The sequence below is a fragment of the Algoriphagus aquaeductus genome, from assembly GCF_003253485.1.
GTDB classification, from domain to species: Bacteria; Bacteroidota; Bacteroidia; order Cytophagales; family Cyclobacteriaceae; genus Algoriphagus; species Algoriphagus aquaeductus.
This window is the reverse complement of sequence record NZ_QKTX01000005.1, coordinates 146,792-165,126: the sequence shown is the minus strand read 5'-3', so window position 1 is coordinate 165,126 and position 18,335 is coordinate 146,792. Positions and strand designations below refer to the sequence as shown.

Below are 18,335 nucleotides of genomic sequence, written 5' to 3'. Positions count from 1 at the left end.
GAATTCTTTTAATTAGACTCTTCCTGCCCGCTTGAAGGGGCTTGAGGTTGTTTGACAAGGGTGAATCCTCTCTAGGTTTACTAGAATTATGATTGGGACTTGGCGTATGGTTGTAACTACGCCTTCCTATCCAAACAAATTTGTAATTTGCTTATGGTAAAATATGATCTTAGAATGAACCAATTGCAAATTGGGAAGGACATGAGGGTGAAGTTTCAAACTTCACCCAGCACCCAACTGAACTTCAGAGGTGGTGAGGAGATAATAAGGCTTGGGGAGATTTTGAATAAAGCCGGGTTTTTAAGTTGAATTAATCGCTTTATTTTTTTCCAAATACGTCTCTTATGGCTTCCAGATAGCTGAAACCGTGACCTTCGGTAGGTTCGATGTAGTTTCCTTCCAGGTATTCGTTCCAGCAGCAAATCATCACGGTATTGCCGTTGGCGGATCGGTATTTTTGGGAGATAGCTTGAGCTTCCTTGAGTTTGGCTGTGAAGGAAGATTTATCGCTATGAACGAGGTCTTTGTAGGGTTCTGAAGGGAATCCGCTGGTTTGAGGCCAAGTGCCTCCTGCAGGTCGCATATCCCAACCCATCGCCACAGGAACTTGATATTCAAAATTTGGATCATTCTTAAACTGCTCTGACCATCGATTCCAGTGCCTTCGGTAGGTTTCCCGCATGTCAGCATAGGATCGGTTGTCTTTTTCCATAAAGTTGTGGTAAACGTAGGCCGTCATGCCTTCAAAGCCCATTCCTTTGAGTCTGGGGACATATTCCTGTAAAAGCTGACGGTTTTGATACCTTCCGCCTTCCCAGGGACGATTGGGATTATTGGCTCTCCAGCGAGTGGGAAGTCCATACATGCGTTCCCGCTCCAGCATGGGACCTGCCATCACTGCGATAAATTTGATTCCGGGCAATCCGGCTTTTTTGGCTGTGGCCTGAGAAAGTTCCAGTAAATCATTCATCTTCAGCCCATAGAAGGCTGCTCTGGATTCTGTGTCTTGGGGAAAATAAAAATACACTACGGGTCTGCCATCGGCTTCTTTGAGGTAATCCTCCCTGCTGAAATATTGATCAATCCAGAGTTGGGTTATTTTTTCGTGAACCTTCAGGTAGAGCGCCTTGTCAGGTTTTTCCCCAGGATAATTGGCGTTTCGGGCCATTTCTTCTGGTGAGCCCACTTTTAGCCACAGCATCCAGCGTTCGTGACTATCGTCGCACCAGTTGATGGCAAATTTTAGCTGTTCCTCTTTAGGAAGTTTCGCATTTTCTGCCAAAAGCACTTCGAGCTGATCACCCCATTCGACCAAGCCCGGTACTGCCACCCGGCCGTCCCGATTGGGATCGATAGGCCAGCCTTGAGGATAGTAGATTTTTGACTGAGGGCCAAAATAAAGGTGATAGTAGTAATGTCTGCCAAAAAACCAGTCGTAGGCGAAAAAATCAATCCCATAGCTTTTCATGTATTGAAGTTGCTTGCGAGCCACCTCGGGGTCGGTTCGGGAGTAAAAACCCTTAAGTTCAGCAATCGGTTTCCTATTTAGATAAGGGCCTTCGTAAGGATATCGGGCATTATAAATTCTTCCCCGTGGCCCCCAGGTTCCAGTATTTTGAAGGTTGGCACAATCCGCAGGATTTTGAAGGCAGGACCAAAAGCTATCCCGGTCCACATTAGGATCAGGGGAAGTATTCCAGGAAGGCATAAAATAGACGCCGATGAGTTCGTTAGTTTCTTTTTTGAAAGATGGGGAGGAAAAGGTCAAATCAAACTTTTTAGAATCAAGTTTGGATTTGGATTCTGATTTGGTACAAGAAACCTGGACAAAGGCCATTAAAAATAATATGCTGAAAACTAATCGGCTAAACATAGATTCCTAGGATAAAATGGAAGAATGAATGCATTAATGAAGTTTAATCGATTCTAAGAAAATGAAAGATCATGCCAAATTCTTTTTCATGATCTGAATATTCCGGTATTCCGGATACATCTGTTCAAAATCCAGCGTGTAAGTCATCAGGTGCTCAAAACCATTTTTCTCATAAAACCGCTTAGCCTGAGGCTGACATTCCATCGCCTCCAGCCAAATCGAATCCAGCTGGTTTTCTTTGGCAACTTGTTCGCAATGCTGCATCAGGAGGGGAGCGAGACCTTTTCCATGCGCTTTGGGATGTAGATACAGCCGATGAAGCTTCATAGCATTGGGGATATCGATTTCTCTTGGGGAAAAGGGAAAGTCGTACTTTAAAATTCCGATTTTTTCACCATTCCATTCCACAAAAAAGTAATGGCTTCGACTACGGGAAAGCTCCTTCAAAACAGTTTCTGGACGATAAATCAAATCCACATACCAATCTCCCTCATCATACCAGATGTAGCGGTAACTCGCCCGATAGACTTCGTCCATTAGCTTGTATAGTGTAGGTTGGTCTTCTGGTAAAATGCGATTTAAGACCAGGTAATCTGAAAGAATGATGGGCTGTTCCATTCCCGAAAATTAGGGAAATCTACCGCAGTTTGTCCACCATTTCCTTGGTCATTTCATCGGCATACACGCCATAGGAATTGACCAAAACGCCTTTGATTTCTCCATCGATTGAGGATATGGCAAACAGGATAGCCTCATCCGCAGGATTGGTATTTCCTTCAAACCGGTAGGTACGATCCACCTCAAACTGGTTGGGAAGCAGACAAATATCTCCGCAAATCAGGCTGTCGAATCGGATATTGAAGTCTTCGGTGTATCCTTCTTTTCGGAGTTTTTCCAAAGTTTCGACTAGGGTAGGTTCGTAATTTTCCATGGCTAAAAAGAATTTGGTGAGGTGAATGAAGGTACAAATTTTTAGCCAGGAGTACGACCTTTGGGGTTTTTGAAACCCCGAAGGTCTTTGATTTGGAATAAAACCTTCGAGGTCAGAAAAAGACCTCAAAGGTTATCGGCGGTCCTGCTTTTCCGAAAGCAGGAATTGGTTATAAAAAAGAAAATCCTGCTCAAGAGGAAGCAGGATAAAGTTGGGGATACCTTTGGTTTTTTAAGTCTCCCTTTGAAAGATTAACCTTGAGCCATCTAGTCATTAAATCGCAAATTTTATATGAAATCAGCGATTATAATCGCAAATTTTAAATGATATTTGCGATTATGTTTATTCAGAGACAAGTTCAAGATAAGCTAACCAAGCGTCTTCAGGACCCAAAAGCCATTATCATTTTTGGCCCAAGACAAGTGGGCAAAAGCACCCTATTGAAGCACCTTGCCGATAATTTTCAGCTTCCAATACTGTGGTGGAATGGAGATGATGCGGATATCCGCGAAATGCTGGAAAGCCCAAGTTCTACCAAACTCAAAACATTGATTGGAAAATCGAAAACGCTTGTCATCGATGAAGCACAACGAATTCAAAATATTGGCATTTGTATCAAAATCATCGTTGATAATTTTCCTGAGGTCAAAGTGTTGGTCACCGGTTCCTCTGCTTTTGAACTCTCCAATAGTATTAAAGAACCCCTTACCGGAAGGAAATGGGAATATTTTCTTTTCCCCTTCTCTTTTACAGAAATGGTAAACCAAGGCAATTTCTTAGAAGAAAAGCGGATGATTCCCTCAAGAATGGTTTATGGATATTATCCAGAAATTGTCTTGAATCTAGCCGATGCAGCCGATCGGCTAAGAATGATTGCGGATTCTTATCTATTCAAAGATGTTTTTGCATTGGGGAATTTGCGCAAACCTGAACAGATCATCAAGTTGCTTCAGGCTTTGGCTTACCAGGTAGGGAATGAGGTTTCTTACCACGAATTAGGGATGATGGCTGGTTTGGACAATGAGACCGTGGAAAAATACATCACCCTTTTGGAACAAGCATTTATCATTTTCAGGCTGGGTTCTTTCAGTAGGAATCTACGTAATGAGCTCAAAAAAGCTAAGAAAGTCTATTTTGTAGACAATGGTATCCGAAACAGCCTGATCAATAATTTTCTTCCCTTGGAAAGTAGGACAGATGTCGGGGCTTTGTGGGAAAACTTTCTGATGGCGGAACGTTTCAAGAAAAATGCCTTAGAGGGACAGTTTAATCGGGGATATTTTTGGAGAACCCATGCCCAACAGGAAATTGATTATGTGGAAGAAGTAGAAGGAAAGCTTTCTGCTTGGGAATTTAAATGGAGTCCAAAAGCCAAAGTCAAGATTCCATCTACCTTTAGGCAGGCATATCCCGAAGCCTCCATACAAACTATTCACGCTGAAAATTTTGAGGAATTTGTTTTGTAGTTTTTTAACCAAAACAAAAAATCCTGCTTCGGGAGAAGCAGGATAAAATTCATTTTTCAAAAAGGCCTTTGCGTTTCTCTGCGTTCTTTGCGGTGAGAAAAAACCTTCGAGGTTTGGAAAACCTCAAAGGTTATTTTCTCGCTAATGCTCTTTTTGCAGCCTTCACGATATTTTCGGCATTCAAACCGTATTTCTCCAGCAATTGTGTTGGGGTGCCTGACTCGCCGAAGCTGTCATTGACACCCACATACTCTAATGGCGCAGGATTGTGACGAATCAAAGTTTGAGCAATGCTGTCACCCAAGCCACCGTTGATCTGATGCTCCTCGGCAGATACCGCACAACCGGTCTTTTTCACTGATTCGAGGATTGCTTCTTGATCCAGAGGCTTGATCGTATGGATGTTGATGACCTCCGCATGGATACCTTCCTGACGAAGCATGGCCTCAGCCACTACGGCTTCCCAAACTAAGTGTCCGGTAGCGAAAATGGTCACATCCTTGCCATCAATCATTTTCCAGGCTTTCCCGATTTCAAACTTCTGATCTGCGGGAGTGAAGATTGGCCAGCTTGGGCGTCCAAATCTTAGGTAAACAGGCCCTTCGTACTCCGCAATCGCCAAAGTCGCTGCTTTGGTCTGATTGTAATCACAAGGGTTGATCACGGTCATGTGCGGGAGCATTTTCATCATGCCTAAGTCCTCCAAGATTTGGTGTGTGGCACCGTCTTCTCCAAGCGTCAAACCGGCATGAGATGCACAGATTTTCACGTTTTTATCAGAATAGGCAACGGATTGACGGATTTGGTCATATACCCGACCGGTGGCAAAGTTGGCGAAGGTACCTGCAAAAGGAATTTTTCCTCCCAAGGTCATCCCTGCAGCCAAACCGATCATATTCGCCTCGGCGATACCAGTCTGGAAAAAGCGATCCGGAAATTCTTTTTGGAAATCGCCCATTTTCAGGGATCCGATCAAGTCGGCACAAAGGCCCACCACATTGGGATTTCTTCTTCCTGCCTCGAGGAAGCCGTCACCGAAACCGGAACGGGTGTCTTTTTTTTCTGTATAGGTAAATTTTAAGTCTAAGCTCATCTTCTTGTCTTTTGGGATGGGAAATCAATAATCACCGAGTGTCTCTTCCAATTGACCCAATGCTTTGGCCAACTGCTCGTCGTTTGGAGGGGAACCGTGCCACTTGTGCGTGCCGACCATGAAGTCCACGCCGTAGCCCATTTCGGTGTAGAGTAAGTTCATCACCGGCTTTCCTTTTCCGGTCAATGACTTCGCCAATTCCAATCCTTCGATTACAGATTTGAGATCGTTTCCGTTTTTGGTTTCGATGACCTCCCAGCCAAAAGCTTCCCATTTGGCTTTCAGATTTTTCAGGTCCATCACTTTGGTCGTGGGACCGTCAATTTGCTGACCGTTGTAATCTACCGTGGCAATCAAATTGTCCACTCCATAATGTGCCGCATACATCGCCGCTTCCCATACTTGCCCTTCCTGTAGCTCGCCATCACCCATCAGGATATACACCAATTTGTCGTCTTGATTGAGTTTTTTGGCCTGAGCTGCTCCTAAGGCAACCGAAAGTCCCTGACCCAAAGAACCTGAAGCTATACGGATACCCGGAAGGTGCTCGTGTGTAGCCGGGTGACCCTGAAGTCTGGAATTGAGTTTTCGGAAGGTTTTCAGTTCTTCTACCGGGAAATAGCCACTTCTTGCCAAGACAGAATACCATCCTGCAGATAGGTGACCATTGGAAAGGAAGAAAAGGTCTTCACCTGAACCGTTCATTTTAAAATCAGGATTGTGGTGAAGTTGGTCAAAATACAGCGCGACGAAGAATTCGGCACAGCCAAGCGGTGCACCGGGGTGTCCTGACTGGACGGCATGTACCATTCTCAGTACATCCCTGCGCAGCTGTGTGCAGATGTTTTGGAGTTGTTCAATTGATTGTTTTTCCATTAGCTAGGTTTATTTGAGGATTTGAGCAGTATGGTTTTTGGTATCGACTTTCTCGATTACCTCAGCAATTTTTCCTTCCTCATCAATTACAAAAGTGGTTCTTGCGGTGCCCATGTACTTTCGGCCATACATGGATTTTTCGACCCAGGTACCATAGGCTTCGTGCACTTTCAGATCCGTATCCGCGATCAAAGGGAAGGGGAGGTTTTGCTTTTCTATAAATTTCTTATGTGATTTTTCATCATCCGAACTGATTCCGAGTACCACATAACCGGCTTTCAATAAAGCATCATAGTTGTCTCTCAGGTTACAGGCTTGAGCGGTGCATCCGGGGGTGGCATCTTTGGGGTAAAAGTAAAGAACTACCTTTTTGCCGCGGTAATCGGAGAGCTTGATGGTTTCGCCTGTTTCAATTTTTGCTTCGAAATCTGGGGCCATTTGGCCTACTTCTAGTGACATAATTTTGTTGGTTTGAATGGAACAATTAAGAAATGGTCGTGCGATACTCGGCTACATTGCCGGCCATATCGGTGACCTTCAGTAAAACCGTCCCTTTCAGCGGTTGTTTAGCTTTTGTTTCGGACCAGATGACCGCCTGCTTGTGTTCATAGCGCATCAGCACCCATTTTCCATCTACCCAAGCCTCAAAACTTCGGATTCCTGACAGGTTGTCCTTGATCGTAAATCTCATGCCTTGTGCATTGACCCGAATGGGTGTGATGGTGGGTTTGACATTGTCTTCGGCCAAAACAAAACTACCAAAATTTCTGGTTTTGAAGCGGATTTGGCCGCCTTCCCAATTCCCTCCGACAAAGGAGCGAGCGCCATTGGGGGAGCGTTGGTACACATGGGTCTTGGTTTTGTCTCCAGCGTAGCCATTTACATCCCAAAGCAGTTCGATGGGGTTCCAAAGATACTCTGTAATTTCCTGAAGGCGAAGTACGGGAGAGTTGGCTGGACCTGAGTGGGCTACCCGGAGGTACAAATCCTCCAAGAGGCTGTTTTCTTCCACTTTTACAGTCAATTTTTCTGTGGCCAAAAGCTGCTCTTTTCCAACGGGAAAATGTCCGATGATTTCCGGAATGTATATTTCTGAACAAAGGTCAATTTTGCTCGGGATACCAAATCTCAAGTCCCAGAGGTAGGTTCGGCTCTGTGCATCCTGATAGGCTGGGAGTATTTCATAGGCTTGATTTCCAATAAAATACTTCGCTAATCCGCCTTTGTCTGATTGCTTGACTTTGATTTTCATGATGCTTTTGAAGAAGCTTACTTGGGGACTTACCGGACCGGCTCCGTCTGCGATCGTTGAATCCAGGTCAGCTCCGGTCAAAGTCAGATTGACCAAGCGGGAATTGCTGTAGGCATCGGAGAGGCGGATTTGCACATTCTTCTTTTGACCGGCTTCTACCTGAAAGGTTCCCGTACCGGTGGAATTGGGGGTAAAGAAGTCAAATTTCAGGTCAGGTTGGTGATACAGACGCGTGAAGCGATTTTGATGGGTATGCAATAAAAAATGTCTGGTGTAGTTGAAATCAACTTGATTGATCAACAAGGTATAGAGCAGTCCATTATCATCCGAAACCTCGAATTTTGGAAAACCATTCTGATTTTCTGCGCCATCTAGTTTATCATAGCTTTGGATTTCCAGTCCGACTTTTCCGGTTACCCGGATCGTTTCGGGGATCCGATAGCTTGAGCCGCTGAGTACAGGAGTAAGCTCCAACCGTTGAAATTTCCCATTTACCCGGCTGTCGATTTCCAGCGGGACTATGGCGATTTTTTGAGGAGTAGGAGGGATGTTGTCGAGGATTTCTGTGAAGCCCGCCTTCAAGGGGTCCATGGCCCGATCCAAACTGTCCCGGATTTCAAAATGCAGGTGTGGACCTCCCGAACTTCCGGTATTTCCTCCATAGGCAATCAATTCCCCTTTTTTCACCGGCAATTCTCCGACAGCGGGAAAAACTTCCAATTCATTTTGCTCCGCCTCATACATCTTTTGTACCATCCAGTCGTGAAGCTTAGGTACGAAGTTTCTGAGGTGTCCATACAGCGTGATATTTCCGCTGGGATGCTTGAGGTAAATGACATTCCCGTAGCCGAAAGAGGAAATTTTGATCCGATGCACCCATCCGTCTGCAGCTGCATAAATGGGCTCGCCTTCGACTCCTCCGAATTTATAGTCCAACCCGGTATGAAAGTGGTTGGGTCGAAGTTCGGAGAAGTTACCGGAAAGGTAATTTCTGCCGCCTGGCTTGACGGGAGAGCGGAAATAGCCTTTTTGGATTTCTTGGGCAGAAATATCCGAGAATAAGAAAAGACCAAAAAGAAAGAGTAGAGAGGAAAGCTTACCTGACTTCAAAATCCAACATTTTTTCATTTCCGATAAAACCTGTTAGGTGATCTCCGATTTTTACGGGACCTACCCCTGCCGGAGTTCCGGTATAGATCAAATCTCCTTTTTTCAGGGTAAAAAATTGGGAAACGTATGCGATGATCGTGGCAAAATCGAAGAGCATCAGGCTGGTATTTCCTTTTTGCTTGAGCTCCCCGTTGATTTCCAGATGAAAGTCGATGTCTTTGAGATCAGCAAAAGCCGAAACAGGCTTGAAATCACCGATCGGTGCCGAACCGTTGAATGCTTTGGCAATTTCCCAAGGAAGACCTTTTGCCTTGCATTGATCTTGGAGATCGCGGGCCGTAAAGTCGATTCCGAGGCCGATTTCTTCAAAATAGCGATGTGCAAATTGAGGCTGAATGTATTTTCCTTCCTTGGATACTTTGAGGACGAGTTCGACTTCGTGATGAATATTTTCGGAGAAATCCGGATGAAAAAAAGGTGCCCCACCTTTCAACAAAGCGGTATCCGGTTTAAGAAATACGACTGGTTTTCCGGGTTTTTCGTTTTTGAGTTCTTCGATATGAGCGGCGTAGTTACGGCCGATGCAGATGATCTTCATAGGTTTTTGGCGCTTTTCTGGGCTGTAAAATCAGATTCGATTTCCAGTCGTGAAAATAAGGATATCCTTGGCAAAAAGTGGATGAAAAGCAGAGATAATGGGGATTTTTACTCGACAGGTTGGAATCGTATCAGGAGATTTCCAGTTGAGTCAAAAAAATCCAGAAAGCCATTTGGTGAGAGTTGATATTGAGTTGTGGATTGGACAAAGCTAAAACCTCCTTTTTGAATTGGGCTTTGGCCTAAGCAAACTTTATCGGCATCCAATCGGTAATATTTATCCACTAATTGGATTTTTCTTTCGCCTACTTCCCCCAAGCCTGTGATGCCCTTAAAACAACCTCCATAAGTTTCGAGCGTTCTCGTTGGTTTTTGTACGTGAATAAATATTGGAAAAAAGGGTTGGTCCGGTAGGGGGATATTTTTCCAAGCTCCCTCAATAGTGCCGATGAAATCTTTCCTTTTCTCTAAAATTGATTTCAATTTCAATTTTTGAGGAGGTTGAACCTCTTCATATTCAACTTTTAGTTTGTAAAAATATCCTTCTTCAAATTTAAAGTCTTTAATTTCGAAACTCTCAGATTGACGTTGCCAGCTAGAGTAATCCAGCTCTTCTTTATCTTGAGTAAGGATAAAAATTCCCGTTTGGGCATAGGGATAAAGTTCTGTATTCAGGCGATATGGATAAACCCAAATGGTTTTAGTTTCCTTTTCCTCACAGGAAAAGAATAGGGTAAAGTGGATAATCAAATATCTGGCTGACTTCATCTCAATTTATTTTTTCCCAAACTGCCACTTCCCCTCCTAAGTCATTGTGAAATATAAGCAGGTTGCCTTCTCTTTTGAATTTTTCCTGTAATCCGGGATATGGTTTAATTAATAAAGAAGGAGGACAAGCCACTAAGGTTGATCGCACATCACCAAATGAAATAACCCGATTGGGCCCAACTTTCTTTATCTGAAGGGAAATGCTGTTGCATCCATCTGAGGATAAAGCCATTCTTATTCCCGGTAAAAAATTAATGCTCTGCCCTTTGGGAAAACTTGGATTGGGCAAATCTTCACCGAGGTATCGCTTTACTTTCCAATTCCCCTCCAACAAATCATAATAGTCTCGTTCTTCTTCTAAAATCCGAACCAGCTTGGTGGTGATTTTCTTAGTATTTATGTTTCTGAATCTTTGAACCTGGATTTTCTGAAGGTAAAATGGCTTGAATGTAAAGCCCTCGATTTCAAAAGGAATTCGTTCTAGAACGGACCAATTGAAATCAAATTCATCAGACCGTGAAATTCCCAAGCAGGTAGTCTGAGTCGTGCCCGTAGGATCACATGGAATTGGATAACTGTACACCCAGAAAGTTTCCAATTCCCCAAATGGTTCTTCTATCCCTTGACAGGAAACAGTCAGAAAGAAGATGATCAGAAGTAAGTAGGCATTCTTTTTCATAGCTAAAAAAGAACTGATATGCGTCAAACTTACTTGAACGCCAAAAAATACACCTCCCATAAAATGCAAAATCCGAGATTTTATTTCTCGGATTTTGCAAAATTGGATCTTTTGTGAGCTATCAGAATTTCATCTTTTTGACCTCCTTCAGGACTTTTTCCGTCCATCTAGCATAGACTAATCCCGATGGATGCAATTGGTCTTCGACGACCATGTCAGGCTGTGCTCCGATTTTTCTGTAATCTTTCGTGATTTCCACAAATGCGACTCCATATCGATCACATATCGTTTTTTTCGCGGCATTGTATGCATCTATTTCACTCGCAACTTTGGCCTGATCAGCATTTCGATTGGCTGCAAATGGGGTGACACCCCAATCGGGAATGGATATGACTACGACATGATCTTTTTGATCTTTGGCAAATCCAATGGCTCGATTCAGCATGGCCTCAAAGTCTTTTTCATAATCGGTCACTGGTCTTCCCCGGTATTGATTGTTTACTCCGATCAGGAGGGTGACCAGATCGTATCCCTGTTCGTCGGTTTGGCTGGAATTGATTCCTGCATCGAGTTCGTCTACAGTCCAGCCGGTCTTTGCAATGATTTGCGGAGTGCTGAATTCATATTTTCCTGATTTATTCAAGGCCTCCACCAACTGAACCGGATATCGGTCTTTTTCCGCGACTCCTTCACCGATGGTGTAGCTATCGCCCAGGGCTAGGTAGGTGAGGGTTTTGTTTTGATTTTTGGGTATCACTGATGAAGTCATTAGGCAAAGGGAGCCGACAAGGATTAGGAAAAGGTTTGGAATATTCATGTCCTTAAAGTTCTGATCTTTTTTCAAATTCTTTTTTCAACTCCTCAAGAAGTTGCTTTTCGCTGGGAAGGTAGAGTTGATAGCTACTTGCAAAAATAGTTCGATTGTTTTCGGGTAAAGCATATTTGACCATAGAGTTATTTTTGTCAGCACAGAGTAAAATTCCTAGGGTAGGTTTTTCACTGGGTAATTTTTCCTCTCTATCGTAGTAATTCACATACATTTGGAGCTGGCCAAGATCTTGATGAGTGAGTTTTTGAGTTTTAATTTCAATTAGGACAAAACAGGAAAGCAGTCTATTGTAAAAGACTAGATCGATGTAAAAATCATCCCCATCCAAATGAATTCTTTTTTGCCTGGCCACAAATGCAAATCCATTTCCTAATTCAAGCAAAAAATCATGGAGGTGGGTTATAATGGCAGATTCTAGGTCTTTTTCGTAGTAGGAAGATTCTCTTTTAAGTCCCAAGAATTCCAAAACCATGGGATCTTTGATTATTTCGGATGGATTTTCGGGAATTCGCTCTTTTCTGGCTATTGCTAATAAAGTTTCCTTGTCAGTACTTAGCAAAAGGCGCTCATAAAATTGAGAATTAAGTTGGCGCTCAAGTTCCCTGACAGACCAATTGTTTTTCTTTATTTCAGCGATATAAAACTCTCTTTTGTCCTGACTGTCAATACTCAGAAGCAAAGAATAATGACTCCAACTCAATTGCGTAGACAATGTCTGCGCAATTGGAAAGGTTCTGAAAAACAACCGCATTAATTCCAAATTCCTTGAAGAAAATCCGTTTCCGAAATCTTCACTAAGCTTTTCTGAAAGGTTTTTGATCAAATAAAGGCCATACTCAGCTCTGTCCTTTCCGTTTTGCTCTTCCTCAAAAATCCTCTTTCCAATTTGCCAGTACATTAATACCCGTTCAGTATTTACAGATCTGACAGCACGTTCTCTAGATTGAAGAATGATTTTTTGAATGTCCTGAATTAGATGTGATAGTTCCATTTTAAAAGTTATTCAAAAAGTGAAATCTGTGAATTAAGACTGAAATACATTTTCCACCATAGTAAAGCTACCTGCATCAGCATCCATCTTCACTCTTGCCCCAACCGGTACGATAAACTGACGTGGAATATGCCCAATCATCGCGCCTGTATAAGCCGGAATTCCCAAGGGAAGAACATATTGATCCATGATCTGATCTACAGTGAGAGTTCCGTAGCCAGCGCCAGGTTTACAGTCGGAACATTGACCGAAAATAAAGCCTTTGATCTTGGCCAGTGTTCCGTTAAGCTGAAGCGTACTCATCATCCGATCGATGCGATAGGGATCCTCTCCGATGTCTTCGATGAATAAAATAGCGTCTTGAAAATCAGGATAATAAGGTGTTCCAGATAAAGCGGTTAATACAGTCAGATTTCCTCCCAGAATTTTACCTTCAGCAGTTCCTCCTTGGAGTGTTTGGATTCGATTGGCCTTGAGTACCAATTCATCTCCCTTTCCTCCTTCATTTTTGAAGGTCACCAATTCTTTTTTGAAGAAAATCTGGTCAAACTGTTTCACATTAAAGCTGTTCCAAGAACCCGAGCCATTGGGTCCGTGAAAACTGATCAGACCTGCTTGACTTTGGAGTGCGCAATGGAGCGCGGTAATGTCCGAATAGCCCAAAAGTGGCTTAGGGTTTCTTTTGATCTGTTCGTAGTTGATCAAAGGGAGAATCCGGGAAGCCCCCGATCCACCACGGATGCAGATGACTGCTTTGACCTCAGGGTCTGCAAACATGGCATTAAAATCATCGGCTCGCTCCTCATCCGTGCCGGCCAGGTGACCGAATCGGTTGGTCAGGTTTTTACCCAATTTTACTTTGAAGCCGAGCGCTTCCATGGCTTCTTGGGCATAGGTAAATTCCATCCGGTCGGCAGTGGCTGCAGATGGGGAAATGATCCCTACGGTGTCTCCTTTTTGAATGGACTTTGGGAAAAGAGCCGCTGCGGGGGAATTGTTTTTGAAATCAAAACCGAGAAAGGAAGCCGAAGCAGTGGCTAGGCCGAAAGATTTGAGAAAGGCGCGCTTGTTCATAGGATTCAAATTGGAATTGAAATTACTTTCTTTTCCAGCTAAAAGAAAAACCCTGCCAAAAAGCAGGGCTTTCTTATGGTTTTCAATATTCTCTTATTTCCCACAGATTTTCACAGAAAAAGTCACAGATTTCCGCAGATAAAGGAGAGTCAACTGATTATTTCTTTATCTCCAGCAGCATTTTTTCTAGCTGTTCCATAATTGGCTTGAGGGTTTGGTCGTATTTTTTGATCCTGCGTCGGATGCTGATATGCATGACCACAAAAATCATTACTGTAAGACCCAAATGAGCGCTGATCCGAATGGTGGCTGATAAAGGTTCTAGCAGGACAAAATAAGCCACATTGATCGCAGCGGCCAGCAAAAACGCATAGAAATACATGTAAGTCCCGGCGATTTTGTAGCGTTGTTTCAATTTGGTGAGTTGGGTTTCGATGTAGGCTTTGTTGGAGTAGCTTGCCGAATCATCGCTTGGCTTCAGTGCCGAACTGAAACTCAACCATCCCACCCAAAGCATCGCTGCGGCAATGACCAACAGGCTAAAAAGGATTGCTTTGCTTTCGCCCCAAGGCATTACTGCAAATAAAAAAACCAAGGTGGAAGGTGTGATGATCGCGATAGCTATTCGTTCTTTCCGCTGTTTTTCTTCGGTCTTTTTGAGGCCCGAGATTAACCCTTGGATGTCGAAATTGCTGGCTTTTTGACTTTGCCAGAGTTGTTGAATATCGTTGAAGTTAGTTTCCATGTGTTTGAGGGTTGAGCTTTTGGGTGAGGGAAGTTTTGATACGATTGACTTTGACGGCCACATAGTTTTCGCTGATGCCGCTGATCTCTGCGATGGTTTTGTAGGCAGTACCTTCCAGAAGAAGGGTGGCAATGATCCGGTCCAATTCCGGGAGTTCAGAAATGGCTTGATAGAGGAGTTGTAGTCTGATTTCCTGTTCTTGGGAGTAGTTTTCCGGTTCGGCAAGGTCCAGATTATCAGGAAACTCGGTTTTCTGCTCAGCCATTTTCTTTTCCTTGGCAGTGAAAGTCAAAGCCGTGTTGTAGGCAATTCGATAGATCCAGGTGCTGATCTCGCTTTCGCCTTTGAAACTTTCGAGGTTCCTCCAGATTTTGATCAGGATTTCCTGGAAAAGGTCATTGGCAAGTTCTTTTTCCCGAACAAAACCCATACAGAGACGGTAGATTTTGTCCTTATGACTGAGGTACAAGGCTTCAAAATCCTGTTCTTTTTGGGTTCTCATCGGAGAAAGGAGCTAAGTTTTTCCATAAACCATTCCGGGTTGTCCCACATGATGAAGTGGTGGGCCGTGGGAGCCAGTTCAATTTGGACGTTTTCGGCCAATCGGTATTGGTCGGAGAACGATTTTTTTACGCTCTCCTCAGTCAATCCATAGTTTTTGCCCGAGGCCCAAGCTCCCAACACCAACATGGGTGTCTTTACCTCCGCCAATTCATCTCTGAAGTCCGTGGTCATCAACTCGTAAAAAGCTTCCGCTGTGGTGCCTCGGTCACTCTGCATGGACCAATCGACAGCGATTGGGAGTTTTTCGGCATTGATGGTCATCATGGGCATGCTAGCCTGCTGCTGAGCGCGGTATTGCTCGGGACTTTGGGAAAGCATCAGTTGCTTCATCTGGGAGGCCATTCCTACCATGTTTTCTTCGGTGGCTGCCGGATTAAAGGCAGCGGAGTAAAAGGGAAAGGAGTCGACGATGACGACTTTTTGGATACGATCGGGGAGACTCCGGGAGAGCCTGAGCGAGAGAAATCCGCCCAGGCTGTGTCCGATTAAGGTTACTTTTTCTTTTTGTGCTGTTATATAGTCGATGATTAGTTTTTCCATGGTAGGTAGAAATCCCGAGGGCATCTCAACTGCGGGATTGGTACCAAATCCGGGAAGGGTAAGGACATGGCATTCGTAGTTCTTGGAAAGTTGGGCCACTGTTTCATCCCACACTTCACCCGAAGAGGCCAATCCCGGGATGAGGATGATTTTTGGTCCGTTTCCGCTGACAGATACCTTAAGGTCTTGCGTGTGCGCTTGGGTCAGACTTCCAAAAATGAAGAGGTAAAGAAGAATAAGCTTTTTCATCTGTTTATAATTTGATTTTTAATGGTCAGATGGAATGCCCTAGATAATCATTCCCCTGTGTGAGAAGCATTTTCTCATGGGCATTTCATGGGTTTTGCTTGTTTTCTTCTTTAGACCAACCGGTAGGGGAAACCTTACAGCGTCAGTGGGAAATTTTGAAAAAAGTTTTTTGGGGTAATCTGTGTTGGGGAAGCAAAGTCTAATTTGAATGTTGTCCAGTTCTCGAGTTGTCAAAAGTAAAATGACGATTTCTTTGCTGGATAACCCGACAACTTGATAACCCGACAACTCGACAACGAGAAAGGCTAAAACCCATCCCTTACCATCACCATGACCTTTTCCACTTCTTTTCTTACGGTGGATGCAGGGTAGGGAAAGTTGGTGTTCATGAAGGCGAAGGCATAATTTTTCCCGCTTTTGGTTTTGATCAGACCCACGAGGCTGTAGTTGTTGCTCATGCTTCCGGTTTTTGCAAAAATGTAGGGCTGTGCGGCCTGAAAGCTGTTTTTCAGGGTTCCTGTTTTTCCGCCAATGGCTAAGTATTCATTCAGTTCGGCTTCGGGAAGCAGTCGGTACAACTTTTCGAATAAGGTCACCATCGATCTCGGAGTAAAGAGATTATGCCGACTCAGCCCGCTTCCGTCTACCCATTTGGGCTGATCGGGGAGGTCGAAGAGGTAGGTTTTGAGCATGTACTCGATGGCCCGCTCGGTATCCAAGGTCTGAAAGAGTCGGTCAGAAACCATAAAAAGCAACTGCTCAGCCAGGAAATTGTCACTTTCCAGCATCATCTCTTTAAGAATTGGTGAAAGGAGCGAACCTCTCCAATGCTTATGATCGACCGGTAAAGGCTCAGGTTTGTAGATCCATTTCTTGCCCGTTTCTGCTTCCGCCAATTGGACAAAAACATCTGGTGTATTCAAAAACGGGATAAACTGCTCTCTTCCCAAGAAAGTCGAAGGATTGAAATAAAACCGGTTGCTGTGAAAGTCCCGCTCCAGTTCTTTGAAAGGTTTGGAGGTGGTGAATACCTGATTTTTGAAAAATGCGGGGCTCACATCCGGCCTATTGCCAATTTTTTTGACCTGAATTAAATTTCCATAGATCGGTAATGAGCTCCGTTCTGCCGAATAATCATAGTAATAATCGTCCCATTGCCAGCCGTAGCCGAAGGCCGGCGAGACCTGATTGGCATCGGAAAATTGGATGATGGTGTGGTTGCCAATAATCCTTTGAAAGTCGGGTTGTGCAAATTCTTTGTACTTCCAAGTTGGATCGCCCGCTCCCCATATTTTCAAGGTGTCTCCGGCGGAGACATATCGCAGCGTTTGTGTGCTGTCCTGAAGAATCACCAAAGAAGCAAACAAAGTAAACAGCTTGGTAGTCGAAGCTGGCAAGATGCGGATTTGACTGTTTTTCTCAAATTCCACATGTTGGGAGTCCAAGTCATAGAGCATAAATCCGGTCAAATGCCCGTTGAAAAAGCTCTCTGGCCCGAGGGCTTTTTCCAAGACCAAATAGTTTTCCTTTTTGATCTGGGCAAAAAGCCGGAAATGGAAGGACAGAAGGAGAAACAAGAATATGCCTCTTTGGATCATATCAGGCATTTTTCAAAACGGCATAGGCTAAACCCAGCCAACCCAAAATAAATCCAACTCCACCGATCGGGGTAATTGCCCCCAGCCAGGTAATTCCGGTCAGACAGAGGATATACAGTGATCCTGAAAAGATTAAAACACCCAAAAACATTCCCCAAGCTGCCAAACTCAAGCCTTTCCAATCCGGCTTGATTAAAGCCAGAATCCCCAATCCCAGTAAACCTAAAGTATGGTAAAAATGATAGCTGACGGCAGTTTCGAAGGTGTCCAATCTTCCGTTTTGGATCAAAAGCGGCTCCAATCCATGGGCTCCAAAAGCTCCAAGGCCTACGGCCAAGGCACCGGAAATCCCGGTAATAACTAGTATGTTTTTTCCCTTCATCCTTGTGAATAATTTCTTGCTCCAAATATGGCCGAACCGATCCGCACCATCGTGCTGCCCTCTTCCTGTGCGATCTGATAATCTCCACTCATGCCCATCGATAATTCTTCCATTTGGACGAAACCGGGAAGAGGTCTGTTCTTCAGTTTTTCAAACAGGTGTTTGAGTTCTCGAAACTCTTTTCGGATCTGCTCCTGATTTTCAGTAAAAGTTGCCATCCCCATCAATCCCCTGATTTTGACATGGGAAAGGGTCTTAAATTCTTCAGAAGCCAACATTTCTTCCAATTCAACTTCATCAAATCCGAATTTACTCTCCTCTTCGGCAATATGGATCTGAAGCAGAACAGGAATGACCCGGTCGATTTTTTTTCCCTGTTTGTCAATTTCCTTCAAGAGTTTGAAAGAGTCCACGCCATGAATTAAGTGGACAAACGGGGCGATGTATTTGATCTTGTTGCTTTGCAGGTGGCCGATCATATGCCAACGGGTATCGGCAGGCAGCTCGGGTTGCTTGGCTTGGATTTCCTGGACTTTATTTTCTCCGAAGTCCCTGATTCCCGCTTGGTAAGCGGCTTTGAGATCTCCAATCGGCTTGGTCTTGCTCACTGCTATCAGTTGGCACGCCGGGTTGACAAACGAATTTTTTATATGTTCCAGGTTGGCTTTGATGTCCATTTTCTATTTTTTAGCATAAATTTTTAGCCTCACAGCCTAGA

Annotated in this window: 20 protein-coding genes; 1 reads left to right on the top strand and 19 read right to left on the bottom strand. The window is 44.1% G+C overall.

Annotation, left to right across the window (positions count from 1 at the left end; translation table 11 throughout):
* Positions 1 to 319 precede the first annotated feature (319 nt).
* The 3 genes from CLV31_RS08885 to CLV31_RS08875 all read right to left on the bottom strand — a co-directional run bounded on the left by CLV31_RS08885 (position 320) and on the right by CLV31_RS08875 (position 2,804).
* Positions 320 to 1,837: a glycoside hydrolase family 99-like domain-containing protein gene (locus tag CLV31_RS08885; RefSeq protein WP_245943364.1), complete on the bottom strand. Its 1,518-nt coding sequence runs from the start codon at positions 1,835 to 1,837 to the stop codon at positions 320 to 322.
* 105 nt (positions 1,838 to 1,942) lie between these two features.
* Complete coding sequence (locus tag CLV31_RS08880; RefSeq protein ID WP_111392532.1) at positions 1,943 to 2,491, bottom strand: GNAT family N-acetyltransferase; 549 nt, start codon at positions 2,489 to 2,491, stop codon at positions 1,943 to 1,945.
* 19 nt (positions 2,492 to 2,510) lie between these two features.
* A complete protein-coding gene (locus CLV31_RS08875) occupies positions 2,511 to 2,804 on the bottom strand; it encodes a phosphoribosylpyrophosphate synthetase (RefSeq protein WP_111392531.1) in 294 nt (97 codons plus the stop codon).
* 323 nt (positions 2,805 to 3,127) lie between these two features.
* On the opposite strand from CLV31_RS08875, the gene CLV31_RS08865 reads away from it, so the two are divergent.
* Entirely contained in the window at positions 3,128 to 4,270 is a 1,143-nt protein-coding gene (locus tag CLV31_RS08865; RefSeq protein ID WP_220084329.1) for an ATP-binding protein, read from the top strand.
* Between the two features lie 130 nt (positions 4,271 to 4,400).
* Here the strand turns inward: CLV31_RS08865 and CLV31_RS08860 are convergent, their stop codons facing one another.
* From CLV31_RS08860 to CLV31_RS08785, 16 genes are all read right to left on the bottom strand, one after another.
* Positions 4,401 to 5,363, bottom strand: a complete 963-nt coding sequence (locus CLV31_RS08860) for a transketolase family protein (protein WP_111392528.1) — start codon at positions 5,361 to 5,363, stop codon at positions 4,401 to 4,403.
* 24 nt (positions 5,364 to 5,387) lie between these two features.
* Positions 5,388 to 6,239, bottom strand: a complete 852-nt coding sequence (locus CLV31_RS08855) for a transketolase (protein WP_111392527.1) — start codon at positions 6,237 to 6,239, stop codon at positions 5,388 to 5,390.
* 9 nt (positions 6,240 to 6,248) lie between these two features.
* Positions 6,249 to 6,698 (bottom strand): thioredoxin-dependent thiol peroxidase, encoded by a 450-nt coding sequence (gene bcp / locus CLV31_RS08850; RefSeq protein ID WP_111392526.1) that lies wholly within the window; start codon positions 6,696 to 6,698, stop codon positions 6,249 to 6,251.
* A 25-nt stretch (positions 6,699 to 6,723) separates the two neighbouring features.
* Complete coding sequence (locus tag CLV31_RS08845; RefSeq protein WP_111392525.1) at positions 6,724 to 8,619, bottom strand: M23 family metallopeptidase; 1,896 nt, start codon at positions 8,617 to 8,619, stop codon at positions 6,724 to 6,726.
* Positions 8,588 to 9,199 carry a fumarylacetoacetate hydrolase family protein gene (locus CLV31_RS08840; RefSeq protein ID WP_111392524.1) on the bottom strand — a complete coding sequence of 204 codons (612 nt, stop codon included), beginning with the start codon at positions 9,197 to 9,199 and terminating at the stop codon, positions 8,588 to 8,590. Before CLV31_RS08840 ends, CLV31_RS08845 begins: the two co-directional genes overlap by 32 nt.
* Positions 9,200 to 9,306: 107 nt before the next feature.
* The gene (locus CLV31_RS08835; RefSeq protein WP_111392523.1) at positions 9,307 to 9,966 is read right to left on the bottom strand and encodes a DUF4377 domain-containing protein; all 660 of its coding nucleotides are present in this window, start codon (positions 9,964 to 9,966) and stop codon (positions 9,307 to 9,309) included.
* Position 9,967: 1 nt separating this feature from the next.
* The gene (locus CLV31_RS08830; protein WP_181452595.1) at positions 9,968 to 10,645 is read right to left on the bottom strand and encodes a hypothetical protein; all 678 of its coding nucleotides are present in this window, start codon (positions 10,643 to 10,645) and stop codon (positions 9,968 to 9,970) included.
* 121 nt (positions 10,646 to 10,766) lie between these two features.
* Positions 10,767 to 11,462: an SGNH/GDSL hydrolase family protein gene (locus CLV31_RS08825; protein ID WP_245943363.1), complete on the bottom strand. Its 696-nt coding sequence runs from the start codon at positions 11,460 to 11,462 to the stop codon at positions 10,767 to 10,769.
* 4 nt (positions 11,463 to 11,466) lie between these two features.
* The gene (locus CLV31_RS08820) at positions 11,467 to 12,465 is read right to left on the bottom strand and encodes a PDDEXK nuclease domain-containing protein (protein ID WP_111392521.1); all 999 of its coding nucleotides are present in this window, start codon (positions 12,463 to 12,465) and stop codon (positions 11,467 to 11,469) included.
* Positions 12,466 to 12,498: 33 nt separating this feature from the next.
* Positions 12,499 to 13,539, bottom strand: a complete 1,041-nt coding sequence (locus tag CLV31_RS08815; protein ID WP_111392520.1) for a S66 peptidase family protein — start codon at positions 13,537 to 13,539, stop codon at positions 12,499 to 12,501.
* A gap of 157 nt (positions 13,540 to 13,696) precedes the next feature.
* A complete protein-coding gene (locus tag CLV31_RS08810; RefSeq protein WP_111392519.1) occupies positions 13,697 to 14,284 on the bottom strand; it encodes a hypothetical protein in 588 nt (195 codons plus the stop codon).
* Complete coding sequence (locus CLV31_RS08805) at positions 14,274 to 14,786, bottom strand: RNA polymerase sigma factor (protein WP_111392518.1); 513 nt, start codon at positions 14,784 to 14,786, stop codon at positions 14,274 to 14,276. The genes CLV31_RS08810 and CLV31_RS08805 overlap by 11 nt, the downstream gene beginning before the upstream one ends.
* Positions 14,783 to 15,637 (bottom strand): alpha/beta fold hydrolase, encoded by an 855-nt coding sequence (locus CLV31_RS08800; RefSeq protein WP_111392517.1) that lies wholly within the window; start codon positions 15,635 to 15,637, stop codon positions 14,783 to 14,785. Before CLV31_RS08800 ends, CLV31_RS08805 begins: the two co-directional genes overlap by 4 nt.
* A gap of 305 nt (positions 15,638 to 15,942) precedes the next feature.
* Positions 15,943 to 17,235 (bottom strand): D-alanyl-D-alanine carboxypeptidase, encoded by a 1,293-nt coding sequence (locus tag CLV31_RS08795; protein ID WP_111392635.1) that lies wholly within the window; start codon positions 17,233 to 17,235, stop codon positions 15,943 to 15,945.
* 1 nt (position 17,236) lies between these two features.
* Entirely contained in the window at positions 17,237 to 17,617 is a 381-nt protein-coding gene (locus CLV31_RS08790) for a DUF423 domain-containing protein (RefSeq protein ID WP_111392516.1), read from the bottom strand.
* Positions 17,614 to 18,294, bottom strand: a complete 681-nt coding sequence (locus CLV31_RS08785) for a YggS family pyridoxal phosphate-dependent enzyme (protein ID WP_111392515.1) — start codon at positions 18,292 to 18,294, stop codon at positions 17,614 to 17,616. The genes CLV31_RS08790 and CLV31_RS08785 overlap by 4 nt, the downstream gene beginning before the upstream one ends.
* Between the last annotated feature and the right edge of the window lie 41 nt (positions 18,295 to 18,335).

Excerpts from the sequence above, each read along its gene's own strand:
- CLV31_RS08885 (WP_245943364.1), bottom strand. The coding sequence starts at position 1,837 with ATGGCCTTTGTCCAGGTTTCTTGTACCAAATCAGAATCCAAATCCAAA.
- CLV31_RS08880 (WP_111392532.1), bottom strand. The coding sequence starts at position 2,491 with ATGGAACAGCCCATCATTCTTTCAGATTACCTGGTCTTAAATCGCATT.
- CLV31_RS08875 (WP_111392531.1), bottom strand. The coding sequence starts at position 2,804 with ATGGAAAATTACGAACCTACCCTAGTCGAAACTTTGGAAAAACTCCGA.
- CLV31_RS08865 (WP_220084329.1), top strand. The coding sequence starts at position 3,128 with ATGATATTTGCGATTATGTTTATTCAGAGACAAGTTCAAGATAAGCTA.
- CLV31_RS08860 (WP_111392528.1), bottom strand. The coding sequence starts at position 5,363 with ATGAGCTTAGACTTAAAATTTACCTATACAGAAAAAAAAGACACCCGT.
- CLV31_RS08855 (WP_111392527.1), bottom strand. The coding sequence starts at position 6,239 with ATGGAAAAACAATCAATTGAACAACTCCAAAACATCTGCACACAGCTG.
- bcp (WP_111392526.1), bottom strand. The coding sequence starts at position 6,698 with ATGTCACTAGAAGTAGGCCAAATGGCCCCAGATTTCGAAGCAAAAATT.
- CLV31_RS08845 (WP_111392525.1), bottom strand. The coding sequence starts at position 8,619 with ATGAAAAAATGTTGGATTTTGAAGTCAGGTAAGCTTTCCTCTCTACTC.
- CLV31_RS08840 (WP_111392524.1), bottom strand. The coding sequence starts at position 9,199 with ATGAAGATCATCTGCATCGGCCGTAACTACGCCGCTCATATCGAAGAA.
- CLV31_RS08835 (WP_111392523.1), bottom strand. The coding sequence starts at position 9,966 with ATGAAGTCAGCCAGATATTTGATTATCCACTTTACCCTATTCTTTTCC.
- CLV31_RS08830 (WP_181452595.1), bottom strand. The coding sequence starts at position 10,645 with ATGAAAAAGAATGCCTACTTACTTCTGATCATCTTCTTTCTGACTGTT.
- CLV31_RS08825 (WP_245943363.1), bottom strand. The coding sequence starts at position 11,462 with ATGAATATTCCAAACCTTTTCCTAATCCTTGTCGGCTCCCTTTGCCTA.
- CLV31_RS08820 (WP_111392521.1), bottom strand. The coding sequence starts at position 12,465 with ATGGAACTATCACATCTAATTCAGGACATTCAAAAAATCATTCTTCAA.
- CLV31_RS08815 (WP_111392520.1), bottom strand. The coding sequence starts at position 13,539 with ATGAACAAGCGCGCCTTTCTCAAATCTTTCGGCCTAGCCACTGCTTCG.
- CLV31_RS08810 (WP_111392519.1), bottom strand. The coding sequence starts at position 14,284 with ATGGAAACTAACTTCAACGATATTCAACAACTCTGGCAAAGTCAAAAA.
- CLV31_RS08805 (WP_111392518.1), bottom strand. The coding sequence starts at position 14,786 with ATGAGAACCCAAAAAGAACAGGATTTTGAAGCCTTGTACCTCAGTCAT.
- CLV31_RS08800 (WP_111392517.1), bottom strand. The coding sequence starts at position 15,637 with ATGAAAAAGCTTATTCTTCTTTACCTCTTCATTTTTGGAAGTCTGACC.
- CLV31_RS08795 (WP_111392635.1), bottom strand. The coding sequence starts at position 17,235 with ATGATCCAAAGAGGCATATTCTTGTTTCTCCTTCTGTCCTTCCATTTC.
- CLV31_RS08790 (WP_111392516.1), bottom strand. The coding sequence starts at position 17,617 with ATGAAGGGAAAAAACATACTAGTTATTACCGGGATTTCCGGTGCCTTG.
- CLV31_RS08785 (WP_111392515.1), bottom strand. The coding sequence starts at position 18,294 with ATGGACATCAAAGCCAACCTGGAACATATAAAAAATTCGTTTGTCAAC.